The 18,849-nt window shown below is 58.7% G+C and carries 13 protein-coding genes and 1 pseudogene; 7 read left to right on the top strand and 7 right to left on the bottom strand.

Going from position 1 to position 18,849, the window contains the following annotated elements:
- Positions 1 to 2: 2 nt before the first annotated feature.
- The 5 genes from AB4P92_RS11520 to AB4P92_RS11500 all read left to right on the top strand — a co-directional run bounded on the left by AB4P92_RS11520 (position 3) and on the right by AB4P92_RS11500 (position 8,242).
- The gene (locus AB4P92_RS11520) at positions 3 to 1,595 is read left to right on the top strand and encodes a glycerol-3-phosphate dehydrogenase/oxidase (protein ID WP_395599390.1); all 1,593 of its coding nucleotides are present in this window, start codon (positions 3 to 5) and stop codon (positions 1,593 to 1,595) included.
- 20 nt (positions 1,596 to 1,615) lie between these two features.
- On the top strand, positions 1,616 to 3,184 hold the full coding sequence (locus AB4P92_RS11515; protein WP_047299671.1) for an FGGY-family carbohydrate kinase: 1,569 nt from the start codon (positions 1,616 to 1,618) through the stop codon (positions 3,182 to 3,184).
- 239 nt (positions 3,185 to 3,423) lie between these two features.
- Positions 3,424 to 4,713 (top strand): phospholipase, encoded by a 1,290-nt coding sequence (locus AB4P92_RS11510; RefSeq protein ID WP_395599389.1) that lies wholly within the window; start codon positions 3,424 to 3,426, stop codon positions 4,711 to 4,713.
- Positions 4,714 to 4,761: 48 nt separating this feature from the next.
- On the top strand, positions 4,762 to 6,720 hold the full coding sequence (locus AB4P92_RS11505; RefSeq protein WP_210701325.1) for a DUF1302 domain-containing protein: 1,959 nt from the start codon (positions 4,762 to 4,764) through the stop codon (positions 6,718 to 6,720).
- A gap of 148 nt (positions 6,721 to 6,868) precedes the next feature.
- Positions 6,869 to 8,242 (top strand): DUF1329 domain-containing protein, encoded by a 1,374-nt coding sequence (locus tag AB4P92_RS11500; RefSeq protein WP_395599388.1) that lies wholly within the window; start codon positions 6,869 to 6,871, stop codon positions 8,240 to 8,242.
- A gap of 260 nt (positions 8,243 to 8,502) precedes the next feature.
- Here the strand turns inward: AB4P92_RS11500 and AB4P92_RS11495 are convergent, their stop codons facing one another.
- The gene (locus AB4P92_RS11495) at positions 8,503 to 9,216 is read right to left on the bottom strand and encodes a methyl-accepting chemotaxis protein (protein ID WP_390896399.1); all 714 of its coding nucleotides are present in this window, start codon (positions 9,214 to 9,216) and stop codon (positions 8,503 to 8,505) included.
- A gap of 144 nt (positions 9,217 to 9,360) precedes the next feature.
- A pseudogene (locus AB4P92_RS11490) lies at positions 9,361 to 10,287 on the bottom strand (methyl-accepting chemotaxis protein); the annotation flags it as partial.
- Positions 10,288 to 10,674: 387 nt separating this feature from the next.
- On the opposite strand from AB4P92_RS11490, the gene AB4P92_RS11485 reads away from it, so the two are divergent.
- Positions 10,675 to 11,346: a histidine phosphatase family protein gene (locus AB4P92_RS11485; protein ID WP_200611419.1), complete on the top strand. Its 672-nt coding sequence runs from the start codon at positions 10,675 to 10,677 to the stop codon at positions 11,344 to 11,346.
- Entirely contained in the window at positions 11,343 to 12,176 is an 834-nt protein-coding gene (locus AB4P92_RS11480; RefSeq protein ID WP_395599387.1) for a phosphatase PAP2 family protein, read from the top strand. Before AB4P92_RS11485 ends, AB4P92_RS11480 begins: the two co-directional genes overlap by 4 nt.
- A 113-nt stretch (positions 12,177 to 12,289) precedes the next feature.
- On the opposite strand, the gene rimJ is transcribed toward AB4P92_RS11480, so the two are convergent.
- The 5 genes from rimJ to AB4P92_RS11455 all read right to left on the bottom strand — a co-directional run bounded on the left by rimJ (position 12,290) and on the right by AB4P92_RS11455 (position 18,820).
- Entirely contained in the window at positions 12,290 to 12,877 is a 588-nt protein-coding gene (gene rimJ, locus AB4P92_RS11475) for a ribosomal protein S5-alanine N-acetyltransferase (RefSeq protein WP_395599386.1), read from the bottom strand.
- A gap of 306 nt (positions 12,878 to 13,183) precedes the next feature.
- The gene (locus tag AB4P92_RS11470) at positions 13,184 to 13,555 is read right to left on the bottom strand and encodes a DUF6124 family protein (protein ID WP_047299677.1); all 372 of its coding nucleotides are present in this window, start codon (positions 13,553 to 13,555) and stop codon (positions 13,184 to 13,186) included.
- 255 nt (positions 13,556 to 13,810) lie between these two features.
- Positions 13,811 to 14,737 (bottom strand): hypothetical protein, encoded by a 927-nt coding sequence (locus AB4P92_RS11465; protein ID WP_395599385.1) that lies wholly within the window; start codon positions 14,735 to 14,737, stop codon positions 13,811 to 13,813.
- Positions 14,738 to 15,035: 298 nt separating this feature from the next.
- Complete coding sequence (locus AB4P92_RS11460; protein WP_395599384.1) at positions 15,036 to 17,354, bottom strand: restriction endonuclease subunit S; 2,319 nt, start codon at positions 17,352 to 17,354, stop codon at positions 15,036 to 15,038.
- Complete coding sequence (locus AB4P92_RS11455; protein ID WP_395599383.1) at positions 17,351 to 18,820, bottom strand: N-6 DNA methylase; 1,470 nt, start codon at positions 18,818 to 18,820, stop codon at positions 17,351 to 17,353. Before AB4P92_RS11455 ends, AB4P92_RS11460 begins: the two co-directional genes overlap by 4 nt.
- Positions 18,821 to 18,849 lie beyond the last annotated feature (29 nt).

Here is an 18,849-nt window from a genome sequence, read left to right as displayed (position 1 = left end):
CTATGACTGCGCACTGGAACGCCGCGTGGCGCCAGCAGGTTTTGCCGACGCTGGCCGATGAAACCTGGGATCTGATTGTCATCGGCGGCGGGATCAGTGGCGCCGGAATCCTGCGTGAAGCCGCGCGTCGTGGCTGGCGCTGTCTGCTGCTGGAGCAGCGCGATTTTGCCTGGGGCACGTCCAGCCGATCGTCGAAAATGGTCCATGGCGGTTTGCGTTACATCGCCAAGGGGCAATGGCGGTTGACCCGCGATTCGGTGCGCGAACGTCAGCGCCTGCTCGACGAAGCGCCGGGGCTGGTCGAGCCGATGAGTTTCATGATGCCGCACTATCGCGGCGGCTTTCCCGGGCCACGGGTTTTGGGTGGTTTGCTTTCGGTGTACGACGCTCTGGCCGGGCGGCGCAGCCACCGTTTTCATGACGCGCAGCAACTGCGATATCTGGCGCCGGGGGTGAAGGAAACCGAACTGCTCGGCGGCACCTGTTTTGTCGATGCGCTGACCGATGATGCGCGGCTGGTGATGCGTGTGTTGAGCGAGGCGCGGGCCGACGGTGCGGTGGCGCTGAACGGCGTGCGCGTTGAGCATTTGCTGCGTGAGGACGGGCGCGTGCGCGGGGTTCAGGTTGAGGACTGCGAGGCTGGCGCGTCCCTGCAATTGCGCTGTGGCGTGCTGGCCGTGGCCACCGGCGCCTGGGCTGAACGCCTACGACCAGCCGAGGCACCACGGCAGTTGCGCCCCTTGCGCGGCAGTCATTTGTTGTTGCCGGGCTGGCGTCTGCCGGTGGCGCAGGCGTTCACCTTTTTGCACGAGCGTGATCGGCGACCGGTGTTCGTTTTTCCGTGGGAGGGCGCGACAGTGGTCGGCACCACGGATTTGGATCATCACGAAAATCTGGATCAAAGCGCGAGCATCAGTGCTGAAGAACTCGACTACTTGCTGGCGGCTTGCACGCAACAGTTCCCCGGCGCAGAAGTGATCGCAGCCGATGTGCTGTCGACCTGGTCGGGCGTGCGTCCGGTGGTCGGTGGCGCGGGGGCGAATCAAGACAAACCCTCTAACGAAACCCGTGAGCACGTGCTGTGGCAGGAGCCGGGTTGCGTGACCCTGGCCGGCGGCAAACTGACGACGTTTCGCCCGCAAGCCATCGAAGTGCTCAAGGCTTGCGCGGCGATGCTTGATCGGCCGTTTAATGATGACGCCGCGCCGGTGTTCGCCGCCGTGCCGCCGCTGGCGATCCCCGGACTTGGCGCGCAGCAGTGGCGGCGGCTGGCCGGGCGGCACGGTCGGGACCTGCCAAGGCTGGCGCAACTGCTCACGGAACTGGGCCACGACACGGTCGGCAACACCGACACCTTGTGGGCTGAACTGGCCTTCGCCTGCGAAGCAGAAATGGTCCTGCACCTCGATGACCTGCTGCTGCGCCGCACCCGATTGGGCCTGTTGCTGCCACGCGGTGGCGAAGATTATTTCGCCGTCATCCGCCAGCTCTGTCAGTCGCGACTGGGTTGGAGCGACGAATACTGGCAGCATGAGTTACAGCGTTATCAGGCGTTGTGGCAACGCCATCACGGTTTGCCGGATGCCACGCCTTGATGCCCCTTGAAGAGAGCTCCATGGATAACCACCCGAACAAGCGCTACCTGTTGGCTATCGACAACGGCACCCAAAGCGTGCGCGCGCTGCTCTTCGATCTGCAGGGTAATTTGCTCGGTAAGGGCAAAGTCGAGTTGCAGGCCTATTACTCGACACAGCCGGGCTGGGCCGAGCAGGACCCGGAATATTACTGGGCGAAACTCGGCGAGGCCTGCCAGCAAGTCTGGGCACAAACCGGCATTGATCGCTCAGAGATTGCCGGCGTTTCCCTGACCACACAGCGCGGCACCGTGATCAATGTCGATGCCGAAGGCAAACCGTTGCGCCCGGCGATTCTGTGGCTTGATCAACGCCAGAGTGAGGTCGAAGGTGGGATAAAAGGGCCGTGGGGCTGGCTGTTCAAACTGGTCGGCGCGCAGGCCACCGTGGACCATTTTCGCGCCCAGGCCGAGGCCAACTGGATCGCTCGCCATCAGCCCGAAGTGTGGGCGGCGACCGACAAGTTTTTGCTGCTCTCGGGGTTTCTCACCCATCGCTTGTGTGGGCGTTTTGTCGATTCGGTGGGGTGTTGCGTCGGCTACTTGCCGTTCGACTTCAAACGCTTGAAGTGGGCCGCACCGAGTGACTGGAAATGGCAGGCCCTGGCCGTGCGCCCCGAGCAACTGCCGACCCTGCACAAACCCGGTGAAACCCTCGGCTACATCACCGCGCAAGCCAGCCGCCACACCGGAATTCCCGAAGGGCTGCCGCTGATTGCGGCGGGGGCCGACAAGGCTTGCGAGGTGGTCGGTGCCGGCGTGGTCGATGCGAGCACGGTGTGCCTGTCCTACGGCACCACGGCGACGATCACCAGCACCCGCTCGCGCTATCTGGAAATCGTCCCGCTGATCCCGCCTTATCCGTCGGCGGTGCCGGATCAATTCAACTGCGAGGTGATGATTTATCGCGGCTACTGGATGGTCAGCTGGTTCAAGAACGAGTTCGGTTTGCGCGAGATGCAGCAGGCGAAAGAGCAGGGCATCGAGCCCGAGCAATTGTTCGATGCATTGGTGAATGCGGTGCCACCCGGATCGATGGGTTTGATGCTGCAACCCTACTGGTCGCCAGGCATTCGCGAGCCGGGCGTGGAAGCGAAAGGCGCGATGATCGGCTTCGGCGATGTACACACCCGCGCGCACATTTATCGGGCGATTCTGGAGGGGCTGGCGTATGCCTTGCGCCAGGGCCTGGAGAACATCGAGCGGCGTTCGAAGGTGTCGGTCAAACGGCTGCGTGTTGCTGGCGGCGGTTCGCAAAGTGATGCGGCGATGCAGCTGACGGCGAACATTTTTGGCCTGCCCGCGGAGCGTCCGCATGTGTACGAAGCGTCCGGCCTGGGCGCGGCGATTTGCTGCGCGGTGGGGTTGGGACTGCATGCGGATTTCCCTACGGCAATTGCGGCGATGACCCGGGTGGGCGCGGTGTTCATGCCGCAACCCGAGGCGCAAAAAATCTACGAGCAATTGTACAAAGAGGTCTACCTGCGCATGTATCGCCAGCTCAAACCGCTGTACCAAAGCATCCGGAAAATCACCGGTTACCCCGCCTGAAAAAACACCGCAACCCCCCCTGTAGGAGCTGCCGAAGGCTGCGATCTTTTGATGTTGATCTTAAAAAACAAGATCAAAAGATCGCAGCCTTCGGCAGCTCCTACAGGGGAGAGGGGCAAATTGCGACGACGCTCATATGGCGCTATCGGAGACCTTTTCTGGTGAGATTGGACAGTGTCAGCGGCGGGGGCGGTTGTTAGGCTCATCCCCCACGGCATCTCCAATAAGAATCACAAGCAATGAAGCTGACATTCCTCCTGTTGCTGCTTTTTGCAACGGCCCCGAGCGCTTGGGGCTGGTCGAACCATACGGTGGGCAGCTACCTGGCGTTGCAGGATTTGCCCGCGCTGCGTGATGCGCCGCAGGTCGAAGTCGAGCCGCTGGAGCAGTTTCTCGCGCAGCAATATCCGGCCGTGGTTGCGTTGCTCGAGCAACAGGAACGCTTCGCCCGCGAGCACTTCGCCCAATACCCTGCGCGCCCCGACAATCTGCAAATGCCTGCCGTGCCGGGGGACAACCTGCGCCACGATTTTCTCACCGCGCTGCGCATCAACCCACAGATACATCTGGCGATGGTGATCCAGCCTTTGCCGGGCAAGGATCTGCCGGAGCGCGAACACCTCAGCGCCGAGCAAGTCATGGTCGAGCAGACGCTCTCGCCATGGAATCGCCAGCGCTTCATCGTTGTCGCTGAAGGCGAAAAAGTCGCGCCGCTTGCGGTGCTGGCCAGCGCTGCCGACGAACCGGATTACGGTCACGACATCAATCTGTTCAGCGACAACCCGGGCGAAGTCGGCGCGGTATACGGCTTCGGCCCGCAGCCTTTTGGCGATGCGCGGTTTCAGTACAGTTCCCAGGCTCCTTTCCACATGGGGTTCTTCCACGAGAGCCCGGTGGTGTATGCCGCTGCCGGTTTTCTTGAGCGCAGTTGGCCGCACTGGCGCGCGTATCAATACATGGGCCTGGCACGACTGGCGTTTGCCAGCGGCCATCCCTACTGGGGCTATCGCTTTCTCGGCTGGGGCCTGCATCACGTCCAGGACCTGACCCAGCCGTATCACGCCAAGCCGTTGCCCGGCGTCGATCTTGCCAGCCTTCTGCTGCTGGAAGGTAAGGCACTGGCCGGTTTTGCGGGCGACAAACAGGCGTCAATCGAGCGTGTTGCGACGCGGCATATGGAGGTCGAGAAATACCAGACGACCTGGCTGCGACGCTTGCTGCGCGCCGGGCAAGCGCATCCGATGCTCGACGCTTACACCGATTTTTCCCAGGACAAACAGTATCCACCGTACTCCGTGGACTACCTGCGCGAGGTGGTCAGCGCCGAGTCTGTTGATGACTCCGCCGCGCTCGATGAAGCCATCGGTCAGTGGCTGGAGACGGCGCCGGTCACCAATGATTTCAGCAGCGGCAATCAGTTGCGCCGGGAAGATTTCGATCATCCGGCACTCAATCAACAGCTGTTCAGACTGCTCGGCCATTTCGGCGCGCACAGCCGGATTTATGTCAGTGCGGGACTAGCGCCCTAGCCATCGCGGCAGGACCAAAAACAATAAAAAACAGGGAAGGAGGAAGAGATGATCAACACTCGATTGCGCCTGTCTGGTGCGGTGCTACCCGGTGTCGGCCTGGCAGGGCTGCTGCAACTCTGCGCGGTCGACGGGGTGCAGGCCGCCGAGTTCAGTGTGCTGGATAAACAGGTCACCGGTTCGTTTGACACGACCTTGTCTTATGGTCGTTTGTGGCGGGTGCAGGGGCGCGACAAAACCAACGATGACGTCAATACCAACGACGGCAATCGCAACTTCGACACCGGGCTGGTTTCCGAGGTGTACAAAATCACCTCGGAGCTTGAGGCCAACTATCAGAACTACGGCCTGTTCGTACGCGGCACCGCGTTCTACGACACCCAGCTGATGGATAAACGCAACGATTACTACCGCAACAACAATCCGTCACAACCGAGCCAGAGCTACCCGCAGGACGACCGCTTCACCAGCCAGACCCGCGACATCGCCGGCACCCGGATCGAGATGCTCGACGCTTACGTCCACGGCAGTTGGGACGTCGCGCAGATGCCGGTGACGGCGCGCGTCGGTCGTCAGGTGTTCAACTGGGGCGAGGGGATTTTCTATCGCGGCGGCATCAACACCACCAATCCGGTGGACGCGGCCAAGTACCGTTTGCCCGGCGCCGAGGTCAAGGAAGTGCTGGTGCCGGTGGAGGCGCTGAGCTTCAACATCGGCCTGACTGACAGCCTGACCCTGGAGAGCTTCTACCAGACCAACTGGAAGGAAACCCGCATCGATCCGGTCGGCACGTTCTACTCGCAAACCGATCTGTTCGCCGACGGTGGCAACACCGGCTACAACGATTTCAGCGGCACCGCTCTCGACACACCCGTGCCAGGATTTGGCAACGTCATCGGTCTGTACAGCGCATTGGGCAACAACCCGCTGCTCGGCCCGGTCCTGCAATCCACCGGGCTGTACGCCAACGGCGTGACTCCGGCGTACGGCAATACGCTCAAAGTGGCGTCTGTCGGCAAGGACTACAACGCGCGCAACGACGGCCAGTTTGGTTTTGCCTTTCGCTACATCGCCGAGCAGCTCAACAGCACTGAGTTTGGCCTGTACCTGGTTAATTACCACGCCAAGGAGCCGACCATTGCGGCGGATCTGGGTGGTTACAACGGCATCGACATGAACGCCCTGACCAACCTGTTGGCCGGTGTCGCCGGCAGTCAGGCCGGGGCACTCGCCGATGGTCTGGCCACGGCGGATGTGATGGGCAACATCCAGGCGCATCGTCGCTATGCCGAAGACATCCGCATGTACGGCTTCAGCTTCAACACCACGTTGGGCGAGGCCTCGGTGTTCGGTGAAGTGGCCTATCGGCCGAACCTGCCCATCGGCGTCGCGGCCACCAACGACCTGATCGGCGATCTGGCCAACGGTGCAGCTGCGGCGGTAACGGGCCAGTCGATCAATGTCGGCGGGCAAATGGTCACCCTCGACAGCCAGATCAACAACGCCGAGCGCGTTGAGGCGTTCAATACCTCGCTGGGCACCATCTACAACTTCGGTCCGACCGGGTCGTTCGACTCGTTGTTCGGCATCTTCGAACTGGCCTCCGAGCACCTGCGCGGCAGCAACCTGCAATACACCGCTTTCGACGGCAGCAATCGTTATTACGCCGGCACCGGTAACTATTCCTATGTGTCCGGCGGTGAGCGTGACGATCAGGTCAACCGCGATTCCTACAGCTACACGGCGATGCTCAACGGCACGTGGAACGACGTCTACGCCGGGGTCAACGTCTCGCCGTACGTCGTCTACAAGGACGACTTCAAGGGCAACAGCTATCAGGCCGGCAACACCATCGAAGGTCGCAAGGCCTACACGCTGGGGATCAAGGCCAACTACCAGAACAAGCTCGAGGCCGAGTTGCAGTACACCGAGTTCTACGGCGGCGGGCAGAACAACGGCATTCGCGATCGCGACAACGTCGGGTTCAACCTCAAGTATTTCCTTTGAGTTTCAGACGCAGTTTCTGGGGCACTCATTTTCCCTGTGGGAGCGGGCTTGCCCGCGATGACGGCAGCACATTCGACATCAATGGTGGCTGACCCACCGCTATCGCTGGCAAGCCAGCTCCCACAGGTTTATGTATTTGGAGAAGATCATGTTTCACACTTCAAGGCTGACAAAAACATCACTCGCGTTGTGGCTAAGTTTGGCCGCCGGCACTGCACTGGCCGCCATCACCCCCCAGCAAGCCGAACAACTGAAAACCACCCTGACCCCACTCGGTGCCGAGCGCGCCGGAAACGCAGCGGGCACCATCCCGGCCTGGACCGGCGGCATCACCCAGGCCCCGGCAGGCTACAAACCGGGCCAGCATCACCCCGATCCGTTTGCAGCGGACAAACCGTTGTTCACCATAACCAAAGCCAATCTCGATCAGTACAAATCCCATCTCAGCCCGGGCCAGATTGCGCTTTTCAACAGCTACCCTGACACCTTCCAGATGCCGGTCTATCCTTCGCGTCGATCAGGTTCGGCGCCGCAATGGCTGTACGACAACACCCTGAAAAATGCGACCTCGGCCAAGCTGCTCGAAGGCGGCAGTGGGTTCTCCGATGCCTATGGTGGCGTGCCGTTCCCGGTGCCCAAGGATGGCGTCGAAGTGCTGTGGAACCACATCACCCGTTATCGCGGCATCTACGTCGTACGCCGTGCCTCCGAGGCGCCGGTCCAGCGCAACGGCAGCTTCGCGCTGGTGACCTCGCAGCAGGAAGCGCTGTTCAACTATTACCGTCCCGGTGGACAGTTCGCCGACCTGAAAAACATCCTCTTCTACTACGTGGCATTTGTGAAAAGTCCGGCACGGCTGGCGGGCGGTGCAGCGCTGGTGCACGAAACCCTCGATCAGCTCAAGGATGCGCGCCAGGCCTGGATCTACGACGCCGGCCAACGCCGCGTGCGCCGCGCGCCGAATCTTGCGTACGACACGCCGATCGCCTCGTCCGATGGCCTGCGCACTGCCGATGACACCGACCTGTTCAACGGTTCGCCGGATCGCTACGACTGGAAGCTCAAGGGCAAGCAGGAAATCTACATTCCCTACAACAACTACAAAGTCGGCAGCCCCGACGTGAAGTACGCGCAACTGCTTACCCCGGGTCACCTCAACCCGCAATTCACCCGCTATGAGCTGCACCGCGTGTGGGTGGTGGAAGGCAACCTCAAGCCGGGTTCGCGGCACATCTATTCCAAGCGCGTGCTGTTTCTGGATGAGGACAGTTGGGGGGCTGCGCTGGTCGATCAATACGACGGGCGAGGGGAGTTGTGGCGCGTGTCGATGGCCTATCTGAAAAACTTCTACGACCTGCCCACCACCTGGAGCGCGCTCGACGTTTTCCACGACTTGCAGGCACGCCGTTACTACGTGCAGAACCTCGACAACGAAGAATCGGAAACCGTGGACTTCACCCAACCTGCGCCTGAGGATGCGTACTTCATGCCGTCGGCATTGCGCCAACGCGGCACCCGGTGAGGATCCATTAACTTGGCCCCTGTAGGAGCTGCCGAAGGCTGCGATCTTTTGATCTTGATTTTAAAAACAAGATCAAAAGATCGCAGCCTGCGGCAGCTCCTACATAAGGCGGGGGGATTCTGAGGTGGCTGTTCTAACGCAATCGCGGGCAAGCCCACTCCCACACGTTCTGAGTCGAACACAACATCTGTAAACGACTCAGAACCCTGTGGGAGCGGGCTTGCCCGCGATTGGTTTATTGCTTCAGCGCGAAATCAGGATCAAACGCGGAAGTGGCTGACCATCTGCTGCAGCTGACCACCCAACCGTGCCAGTTCAACACTGGACTTGGCGGTTTCATCACTCGCCGCGGCGGTCTGCTCAGACACGTCGCGCACGTTGATGATGCTGCGGCTGATCTCTTCGGCCACGGCGCTTTGCTGTTCGGCAGCGGCGGCGATCTGCTGGTTCATCGACTGGATGTTCGACACCGTGCGGGTGATGTTTTCCAGCGATGCACCGGCCTTGCGGGTCAGGGCGACGCTGCTGTCGGTCAGGGCGCGGCTGTTGTTCATCACTGTCGAGACCTGCTGGGTGCCGTTCTGCAAGCCGGCGACCAGACCTTCGATTTCTTCGGTGGATTTCTGCGTGCGCTGGGCCAGGCCACGGACTTCGTCGGCGACCACGGCGAAACCACGACCGGCTTCACCGGCACGTGCTGCTTCAATCGCGGCGTTGAGCGCCAGCAGATTGGTCTGTTCGGCGACGGCTTTGATCACGTCCATGACGCTGCCAATCTTGTCGCTTTCCTGTTGCAGCACACTCATGGCTTCAGTGGAGCGCGCCACTTCGCTGGCCAGACGCTCAATCTGTGTGATGGCCTCGTTCACGACCTTGTCGCCTTCACGTGCTTCGCCGTCAGCCGCAGCGGCTGCTTGCGAAGCCTCTTCGGCGTTACGCGCGACTTCCTGCACGGTGGCAGTCATTTCGTGCATGGCGGTGGCGACCTGATCGGTTTCGATCTTCTGGCTGTTTACACCGGCGCTGGTCTGTTCGGTAACGGCCGACAACTCTTCGGCAGCACTGGCGATCTGGGTCACGCCGTCGCGGATGCCGCTGATCAAGTCGCGCAGGGTGACGCCCATGCGCGCGATGCCTTGTTGCAGCACACCGAGTTCGTCGCGGCGGGTGACGGTGACGTTCTGGGTCAGGTCGCCGCTGGCGATGCGCTCGACCACGGCCAGGGTTTCTCGCAGGGGGCGGGTGATCTGACGGGTGATGATGACCGCGGCAATCACGCCAACCAGCAGGGCCAGCAGGGTGCTGATCAACTGGAAGGTACGCGCCTGAGCGCTTTCGATGTCGCGACGATCAAGCTGAATCTGATACAGCTGCTCGCTCAGGGTCACAATCGTGGCGCCCTGATCGGTCATTTCCTTACGCGCCTGCACGGCTTCGCTGTTGGCGTTTTTATAGGCCATCAACGCGCTGCGATAATTGGTCAACGCCGTTTCCAGCTGACGCAGGGCATCTTGCTGAGTATCAGCGAAATGCACATTCAGCTGTTTGAGGCTGGCGATCGCCACGTCGATTTGGCCGATGGCTTTCTGCTCGGTTTCGGCGTTGGTGGTGGCGGTGTAGCCGCGCACTTCGTAACGGGCGAGGATGAACGCTTCCTTGGCGGCACTGATGGCCTGGAACTGCTCGAAACGCTGCTCGCTCATGTCCATTTGCTGAACGCGCTTGCTGATCGATTCGATCAGGTTGTACGCGCTCTCGGCGTTGACGCTCATGGTGTCGCGCGCGGTGTTGCCGGTGCGATAGGCGTTACGCATTTTGTTCAGGGACGTCTGGTATTCGGCGATGGTCGCCGCCTGCTCCTTGAGCAGTTTGACGTTTTCCGGGCTCTTGAAGCTGCTTAGGAGCTTCTGCTGTTGCGCGGCGAAGCCGTCGAGGGTGGTCTGTACATTCTGCGCAGCGGTTTCGTCGCCGTTGGTCAGCATGTATTGCAGGCGCACCACGCGCAATTTGGTCAGGCCGGAGTTGAGCTGGGTGATGTCACTCATCCAGTTACTGCGGTCAATCAGGCCGCCCAGGCTGGTCCAGCCGGTCAGGGCCAAAACGCAGGTCAGTGCCAGGACAAGGCCGAAGCCCAGGCCCAGTTTCATGTTCACGCTGATGTTGCCGAACCAGCTATTCATCACAATATCCTCCAGAAACTTGTGTTTCTTGATCGTCGGTAAGCTGGAAGATTGTTGTTTTTTGAGCCAGCAAGGGTGTTAGCAGATCTGTATCGGCAGCGAACGCGAGAGCTGAAAGGTTTTTTGTCGGACAGAATTTGTAACAAGCTATCCCAAGACTTTTTTCACATGGGTTTCACTGGCTGCCCACGCGGGCGTCGGTAGTTTTGTCGCATCGAATGACAAGTGATGCATGCTAGCGAGGCGGCTTTTGTGGAATTGAGACTGAATCTGTTTGGCGTCAATCGCTCGATTGATCTGAGTGGTCTGGCCCGTTTTCGAAACACCTGGGTGGTGTTGGCGGCATCGGTGCTGGTGATTCCCTTGACCCTGTGGCTGCTCGCACCGGCCGCGGTGCCGGATCTTGCCCACGGCAACATCGCCGGCGCGCAGGCGTTGGCGCGGGGATGGGCAGAGGGCGACATGATCGTGCTGGTGCGCCACGTCGAGCGCTGCGATCACTCCAGAGCGCCGTGTCTGAGTGGCCGTGATGGCATCACCGACCGCTCGCGCAGTGCAGCTGTTAGCGTCGGTGCGCAGTTCGAGCATTTGGGCCTGACTAACGCCGATATCTATAACAGCCCGACCATGCGTACCGTGCAGACCGCCGGTTACATGTTCAACCATGCCGCCACTGGCGACGACTGGCTGATCAACTGCAAGGGTCGCATGTTGCGCGATGCGCTTGCCCACAAGATCGCCGGTCGCAATCTGATTCTGGTGACGCACAGCGAATGCATGGAACAACTGGAAAAAGATCTGAAAGTAGCGGGCTCCGATCTCGGTTACGGCGCTTCGTTGTTCGTCTCCGCTGCCAACCCGGCGGCTCCACAGATGCTCGGTTTTATTGAAGCCTCCGACTGGCGCACGGTGACCAACCGATGAACGCTCGTTTTTACGCTTATAACTTCGGCATCCCGCTGGCCTGTGCGGCGCTGGTGTTTTTACTGTTCGACATGACCCGCATCGACATCGCCTTCAGCAACCTTCTGTTCGATCCGCTGACCCAGACCTTTCCGCTCGACAAGATTCACTTGTTCGAAAAAATCACCCACAAATGGGCGCGGATCATCCCCAACTGGACCGCCGAAATTGCCCTGATCGGCGCCATGCTGTCGGTGGTCTGGCCGCTGGTCAATCCGCAGAAGCATCAGCGACTTGGCGCATTTCTGGAACGCAGCAAAGTCGCTCCCGTGTTGCGATTTGCCGCTGATCACCGTAGGGATTTTCTGTTTGTGGTGGTCGCGTTTGCGGTCTGCACGGGCGTAATCCATTTCCTCAAATCCCACACCAGCGTTTACTGCCCGATCGAGACGACGTTGTACGGCGGCAAAATGGCCCACATCGAGTGGTACAGCAATTTTCAGCTGTTCCATGAAGCCGGTAGCGGCCGCTGCTGGCCGGGCGGGCACGCCTCTGGCGGCTTCACCATGCTGGCGCTGTACTTTGTGGGGCGCCGGTATCAATGGCGCTTTTCCAGCTCGCTGTTGTGGGGCTTGTTGTTGCTTGGTTTCATCTACGGCACGACGCGAGTTCTGCAGGGCTGGCACTACATGTCCCACACGTTCTGGGCCGCAATCTTTGTCTGGTTCGCGTGTTTGCTGACGGCGCTGGCGTTTTATGGGCGGGCGCGGTTGGAGAGACCTGTGTTGCAGAAACATGAACAATGTCTGCCCTCCCAAACCCCGTCAGGTCTGGAAATGCCGTTCAATTGACCAGCGGATAAGCGATGGCGAGGGAGCTTGCTCCCTCGCCACACTGATTCAGTCGCTGACGAATCAGCGCGCCGCCCGACCATAAGCCGCCAATGCTGAACAAATTGTGAATCTCACCCCAGCCGCCGTGACCAGCGCTGATCCGGTGCTTCGAAGCCCGGATTGACCAGCGCAGTCAGCACATGATCCTGCCAACGTCCGGCAATGTTCAGATACGCCTTGGCGTAGCCTTCCTGCTCGAAGCCCAGTCGCTCCAACAACCGTGCACTGCGCTCGTTGCCGGGGATGTAATTGGCCATGATCCGGTGCAGGTTCTGGGTCTCGAACATGTAACTAATACCGGTCTCCAGCGCTTCTTGCATCAGGCCCTGGCCTTGCTCAGTTGCGTCGATGTGGTACCCCAGATAACACGCCTGAAACGCCCCGCGAATGATGCCGCTGAAATTGCAGGCGCCGATCATCCGCTGGCCGTCCGCGCTCAGCAGCGCGAAATGCATCGCCAACCCGGCGTCGAAGGCGCTGGCCTGGATTTCGAGACGACTGCGAATCTGTGCAGTGGAAAAATAGTCGGTCGTACGAATAGGCGACCATGGCGCGAGGTGGCGCTGGTTGCGTTGATAGAAATCGCTTTCCAGTTCTGCCTGATCCGGGGCAAGGATGGCGAGCGTCAGGCGTTGGCAGGGCAGGGTCAACAACGGCATCGGTCGCTCCGGGCAGGGGTGTCAAAGGACAGAATTGCCCGGGGCGCCGGAAAATACAAACGGGTTGTGAATTGCCTGCTCCTGCACGGAAAGTTGTGGGGGGATCTCAGGTGAGTCGGTTTTCTGAAGGGAGCCAGACAACAGGCAAAAAAAAGCCCGCGGGAGAGCCGCGGGCGAACCGTAGTTTCTTGAATGAGCGAGCGGACTTTACAACGTTGGCTGAGTCGCAGCAGTGAAGAAAAATTCATCTCGATGAGCTGCCCTGACCCGGTCTGATCAGCGGTCGGTCCGCGCCCACTTCAATCATCAATGGCGCACTTCAGGGGGCGGTGAAGCGGGCGATCCCTGCTGCACAACTTGATCCCGTGCCCGGCAAACCACAATCTCGGCCAATGCGCTCAATTGCTTGATGGCCACCGCAATATGGCGCTGGGAGCCGTCGCACTCATCCGCAAAGTTTGCGCTGATGAGCGCGAGGGATTCGAGAAGATCACTGGCATGCGTGAGCAGAGTCATCGTGTCGACATCTTCGCGCACGCTGAACATTTGCTTGAGTGGCACGGTACGGCGGGGTTTTCTTTGGTTTGAGCCTGTGACGCTGGCGTGGGTTTTCTGGCCGGGCGTTGGCGCGTCGGCCGGGACCGGACCGACAAGCGTAAGTCGGGTGATTTTTTTCATGACGTAGCTCCGTGGAGTGAACGATCTCGGCGGCTGCGGCCTGGCAAACCGCCCGCTGGATGGCAGCGAAGCGTGGAGGGTAGCGCCGTGGAAATTGGTGCACCAGTTCATGAAAGTCGACGCGTGTTGAGGGAAATTTCCTAGGACGTGAAATGTAGGAAGTGAGAGCGATGAATGGATAACTGCCGGGGGCTGTGAGTTTAGAAACGCTCGTTGCAGCGAGCTCTTTCTTGTCGACTGGAAAGAGCGCCTGGCTCAATACTCCGTCACCTTATCCTCACGCAAAATCCACCCGGCCTCTCCCGCCACCAACTTGTACTGAACCTGCCGCATCTTCCCCGTCCGGCCCGCACCCGCGTCGGCGTTGTTGTAAACCGGGAAGCGCTGCACCAGCGTGTTCTCCACTACGGCAAATGAGTCTTCACCCTGATATCCGTCGGCGATTTTCGGGTTTTCGCTGATGGGCGGCAGATAGATTTCGCTCAGGGATTTTTTGTTGTTGGCGGAGTAGGCGATCAGTTCGCCCGGCATACTGCGTCCAGGCGTACGGGTGAAAATGTAGATCTCAGGTGAGCCGTCGTTATTCAGGTCGCCAATCTCGGCGCGGACGATGTTGCCGTTGAGCGGACGGGTTTGCACCGTGTTATCGATTTCCAGGCCCTTGGGTTCGATACGCACGATGGATTTGCCATCGACCTGATCCGCTTTTACATGGAAGTGGATGCCCTGCAGCTCCAGGTTCTGGTCGAATGCCGCGTTGTTATCCACAGCGTCGCCGTTGGCGAGGCTCAGTGAAATCGCGTAATCGGCCACTTCATTGCGCCGGGCAGCATTGCGCATCAGATAGACCTGCACCGTGTACTCGCCATCGGCGGGCAGCGAGCCGAGAAAGTGATTGCCCATCATCGAGCCGTTGAACAAAGCGTAATCGGAGTTTTTGGCGGTGATGTTGAAGTAGGCAGACGTGTTGGTGGGCTTGAAGTCCACGGTCAGTATCTGCCCAGCCTTGGCGTTGAGTTTGTACTCAGCCGTTTTATAGCCCTTGATCGACTGTTTGAACTGCACACTGCCATAGCCGCTTTTGTAATTGACCTGCTGGATTCTTGGCGAGACGTCGGTAGTCGCGGCGTGGGCAGACAGTGAAAGTAGGGCAGCCAGTACGGCGCCGAGCCAGATGTTCATGAGATTCCTTGGGTTATTGCCAGTGTGCTCCGAAGCATAGATCCGGGGCGGCACGCGCGTCCAATCGAGCGGGTGATCAAATCCCGATCTCCAGATGCGACAAAGCCCGCACTGGGCGGGCTTTGTCGTTGAGTTGGTGGGCCGGGGTAATTTGAATTGGTTTCTTAGATATTTGATTTAATTGACTAATGTGAGTTTGTAAATTTTTTTGGAATACCAACTGGAATAGCGCGAGGAGATGGAATAAGCCGCATGCTTTGTACCCGAATCTTTCAGAGCACGGCTAAAAGGCTTTTCTTTACTCGAAACCGGGCAAGCTGAGCATGCCACCTGTGGTGCGTTTGCCAAAACCGGTGGGCATTAAGATTTTTTGCTTCTTCATCTCTGCGAGTACGGCCAACCATTCGGAATTGCCAAAGCGCAGCTTGGTGTCGTTCCAGCGATGCATGACTTCGTCCACGATGGCTTCATCGGAAACCGGGCGGCCTTCGAGAATAAAGTCGTTCCAGGCGGCGTAGAGGGTCACTGTCATCTCGCAGCGATCCGTATCCCAGTCCCGCATCAGCTCAATGATTTGCTCAATGGCGGCTCGCTCAGTGGCTGACCAAGCGCTGGTGTACGCCTGGCGATGTTGTCCCGCCTGCGAAAGCGGGCGGTAGGCATGGCCGACGGTCTCTCGCTCGATGCGTTCGTACCATTGATGGTTTTGCAGCTCACCCTCGATCTGGTTCATCAGTTGGCGATCATGGGGGCCAGCCACGTTGCGTAAGTAACTGCCTTGAATCGTAGCGAGCCTAGCTGCATGCTCGGCTAGGTAAACCACCTTCTGCAGTTTGCGCTGGCCAAAGGTGCGCTGGGCGTGAAGCCTGTGAGTGACTTCGGCAGCGAGCAGGGTGCGAGCAGCTTTTTGTTCCGTGGCAACGGGAGCCTGCTGGGCATCGTCGGCAAGGGCTCGTTCGACTAGGGTGTTTGCCAACTGCTCGTTCAACTGACGGGCCTGGGTTAGGCGAGTTTTGAGTTGGTCGCATATGGCCATTAGCTGGTCGACTTTTGCGACGATGCGGTGTTGTTCGCTTATAGGGGGCACCGGCACCGGCAGATCTCGAATATTATTCAAATTAAGACCCGGTTTGGCTCCGTAGCTATTTTCGAGTAGCAAAGCTCTACCACCATGCGAATTAGTAAGCCATTTATGTATGAATACTCCAAATGATCGATTAGCAAGCCTTATCAAAGCCACATGCTGGCTCACATATGCATCATCAAGAGAATCCTCAACTATTGCTGCCTTAGCTACGTTGGCGCCAGTGATGGTAATTAAAAGATCGCCCAGCTCAACTCTTGTCCTAATACCTTCGGCCGACTTAGGGAGACGAACGAAAGCGCGATTATCGAACTTCAGTTTGTCAGTCTTAATGTCTTGCGAACGGATAAAAGTAGAGCCTGAGTCCGAGTAGTACTCATTCCAACCGCGTGAGCCGCTCGTTATCAAGACGCTTAAATCGCCAAGTCGTGCCCAAGACCATCTTGCTGGAATGCCAAATGCTTGCTCCTTCTCAGATAGCATGGCGATAGGTTTTTGTTTTTTGATCTTGCCCTTCGCCACTAGCCGCGCTTTCTCTTCAGCAATCCGCTTAAGCAACTCGTTGGCCGGTTCATCGTTGGGGGCTTGGGGTACCAATTTTCCCATAACAGCCAGTTGCAGCATGGTTTGCTTGAGGGCGTCGATGCTGGGTTCAGTGGTGAACAGGGTGTGGAAGTGTTCGGCAAGGCGTTGCCAACTGGTGGCGAAGTCGGTCGCGTCGCTGGCTTGAGTCAGGCTGTCGAGCAGTGCCTGCACCAGTTGGGCATGGGCGCTTTCTGCATCGGTCTGCTGCGCTTCCAGGTGGTCGCATAGGGCCATCAGTTCATCGACTTTGGCGACGATGCGGTGTTGTTCGGCGAGCGGCGGCAGCGCAATAACCGACTCTGAAATTTGTCCGCCTGAAAGGTGGTCAACAGTCGTATAAGCCTTGACGCCCTGAAGTTCTAGCAGTCGGGCCTGTAAAGACTCTGCGATGAATCGACAGGCAATTTCTTTACCAAAGAAAACCAAGCGACTGACTCGTTGATTCAGAAGTGAAGCTTCACCTTCCCAAGCAGCAACGCGAAATTCTCCATCCATACTTATTAGGTAATCACCGCGTTCAACCAGAAACTCTGACCGGTAATCACCCTCGTAATAGGTTCCAGAAAAAACTTGCCCTACATCCCTAATTCTAATCAGAGGCAGTCCAAGGCCAGCTTGGTTGAAACCATTAGATTTGAAAGCGAACCCAGCCTGCGAGAATGCGATGTCAGCAAGGCGAATCCAAGCCCATCCTGCCGGTAACTCGAATGGCCGATCTTCTTCAGAAATCTGTGACAGTGGTTTTTGCTTTCTAATTTTCCCCGAAACTTCAAGCTGCGCCTTTTCCTTGGCAATACGCTTAAGCAACTGACAGGCAGGTTCATCATCTGAGTTCTGCGCAAGCAGTTTCCCGCGAACCGCCAGCTCTAGAATCAGCTCACGCAGCTTTTTGATGCCATTCGGTGCACCGGCCAACAGTAGCAAGTTATCGGTCAGCAACGCCGTCATACCTGGCGCTCCAAGGCTTCAGCCAGCACGGATTTAAGCTGCTCGCGGAGGTCGCTAATTTCGCCTTGCAAGCTTGCGTAGTTACGCAGCAGCTTGTCTGGGTTATGGATTATCTGCTCGCCGATATGCGGATTCTTGCAGTCTATGTTCCAGTTGCGCGCCCGCAGTTCCTCAATGCCGACCCTCCAGGCAAATTCGTTCTCAACCCGCGCGGCGAAACCATCGACCTCATTGCCCCACCAGTCTTGTTCCACGGCAAATTCTTCGATACGCATGGGGCGAGTCTTGGAGTAGTTCTTTACGCCGGTCGGGTACTGGTGTTCGTAGAACCACACCTGTTTAGTCGGTGTGCCCTTGGTGAAGAACAGCAGGTTGGTCTTGATGCTGGTGTAGGGGTTGAACACGCCGTTTGGCAGGCGAACGATTGTGTGCAGGTTGCACTCGGTCAGCAGTTTTTCCTTGATGCGGCTTTTGATGCCTTCGCCAAACAGAAAGCCATCGGGTAGCACCACGGCGGCGCGGCCACCGTCTTTCAGCAACTGCATGATCAACACTAAAAACAGGTCTGCCGTCTCACGAGTGCGGAAGGCCGCTGGGAAGTTGGTTTCGATGCCGTCTTCTTCCATGCCGCCGAACGGTGGATTGGCGACGATGCAGTGCACGCGCTCACTCGGTCCCCAGCTGATCAGTGGTTTACGCAGGGTATTGTCGTGGCGAATCTGATTCGGCACTTCGATGCCGTGCAGGATCATGTTCGTAGTGGCAAGCAGGTGCGGTAGCGGCTTTTTCTCCACACCGAAGATGCTGGCCTGCAGGGTCCGTTCGTCTTCGGCGGTTTTTACATAGCGGCTGCGTTTGTGTTCGATGGCACAGGTGAGGAAGCCGCCGGTGCCGCAGGCCGGGTCCATGACCTTTTCGTCCAACTTCGGATCGACCATGCGCACCATAAATTCGGTGACCGGACGAGGGGTGTAAAACTCGCCGGCGTTACCGGCGTTCTGCAGGTCGCGCAGCAGTTGCTCGTAGAGATTGCCGAACTCGTGGCGCTCCTGGGCCTTGTTGAAGTCCACGCCTTCCTGAATTTTGTTGATCACCTGGCGCAGCAGTTGCCCGGATTTCATGTAGTTGTAGGCATCTTCAAACACGCTGCGCACCACGAAGGCCGATGGCGTATTGCTGTACTCGTGCAGGTTCTGTAACTGGGGGAACAGGTTGTTGTCGATAAAGTCCTTCAGCGCATCGCCGGTCATGCCTTCCGGATCGGCGGCCCAGTTACGCCAGCGGCAACTGTCGGGAATGGGCGAGCGGTAGTTGTCGTCCATCAGCTCCCACTCCAGCTCGCGGTCATCGAAGATTTTCAGGAACAGCAGCCAAACCAACTGGCCGATACGCTGGGCGTCGCCGTCTACGCCAACGTCTTTGCGCATGATGTCCTGGATGGACTTGATGGTGGAGCTAATGGACATGAAGTTCTCTCAACGCGTGCCGCAAGGGG

The sequence above is a fragment of the Pseudomonas sp. A0308 genome (assembly GCF_044218815.1).
Classification (GTDB): domain Bacteria; phylum Pseudomonadota; class Gammaproteobacteria; order Pseudomonadales; family Pseudomonadaceae; genus Aquipseudomonas; species Aquipseudomonas iridis.
This window is presented reverse-complemented; position numbering and strand designations above follow the sequence as displayed.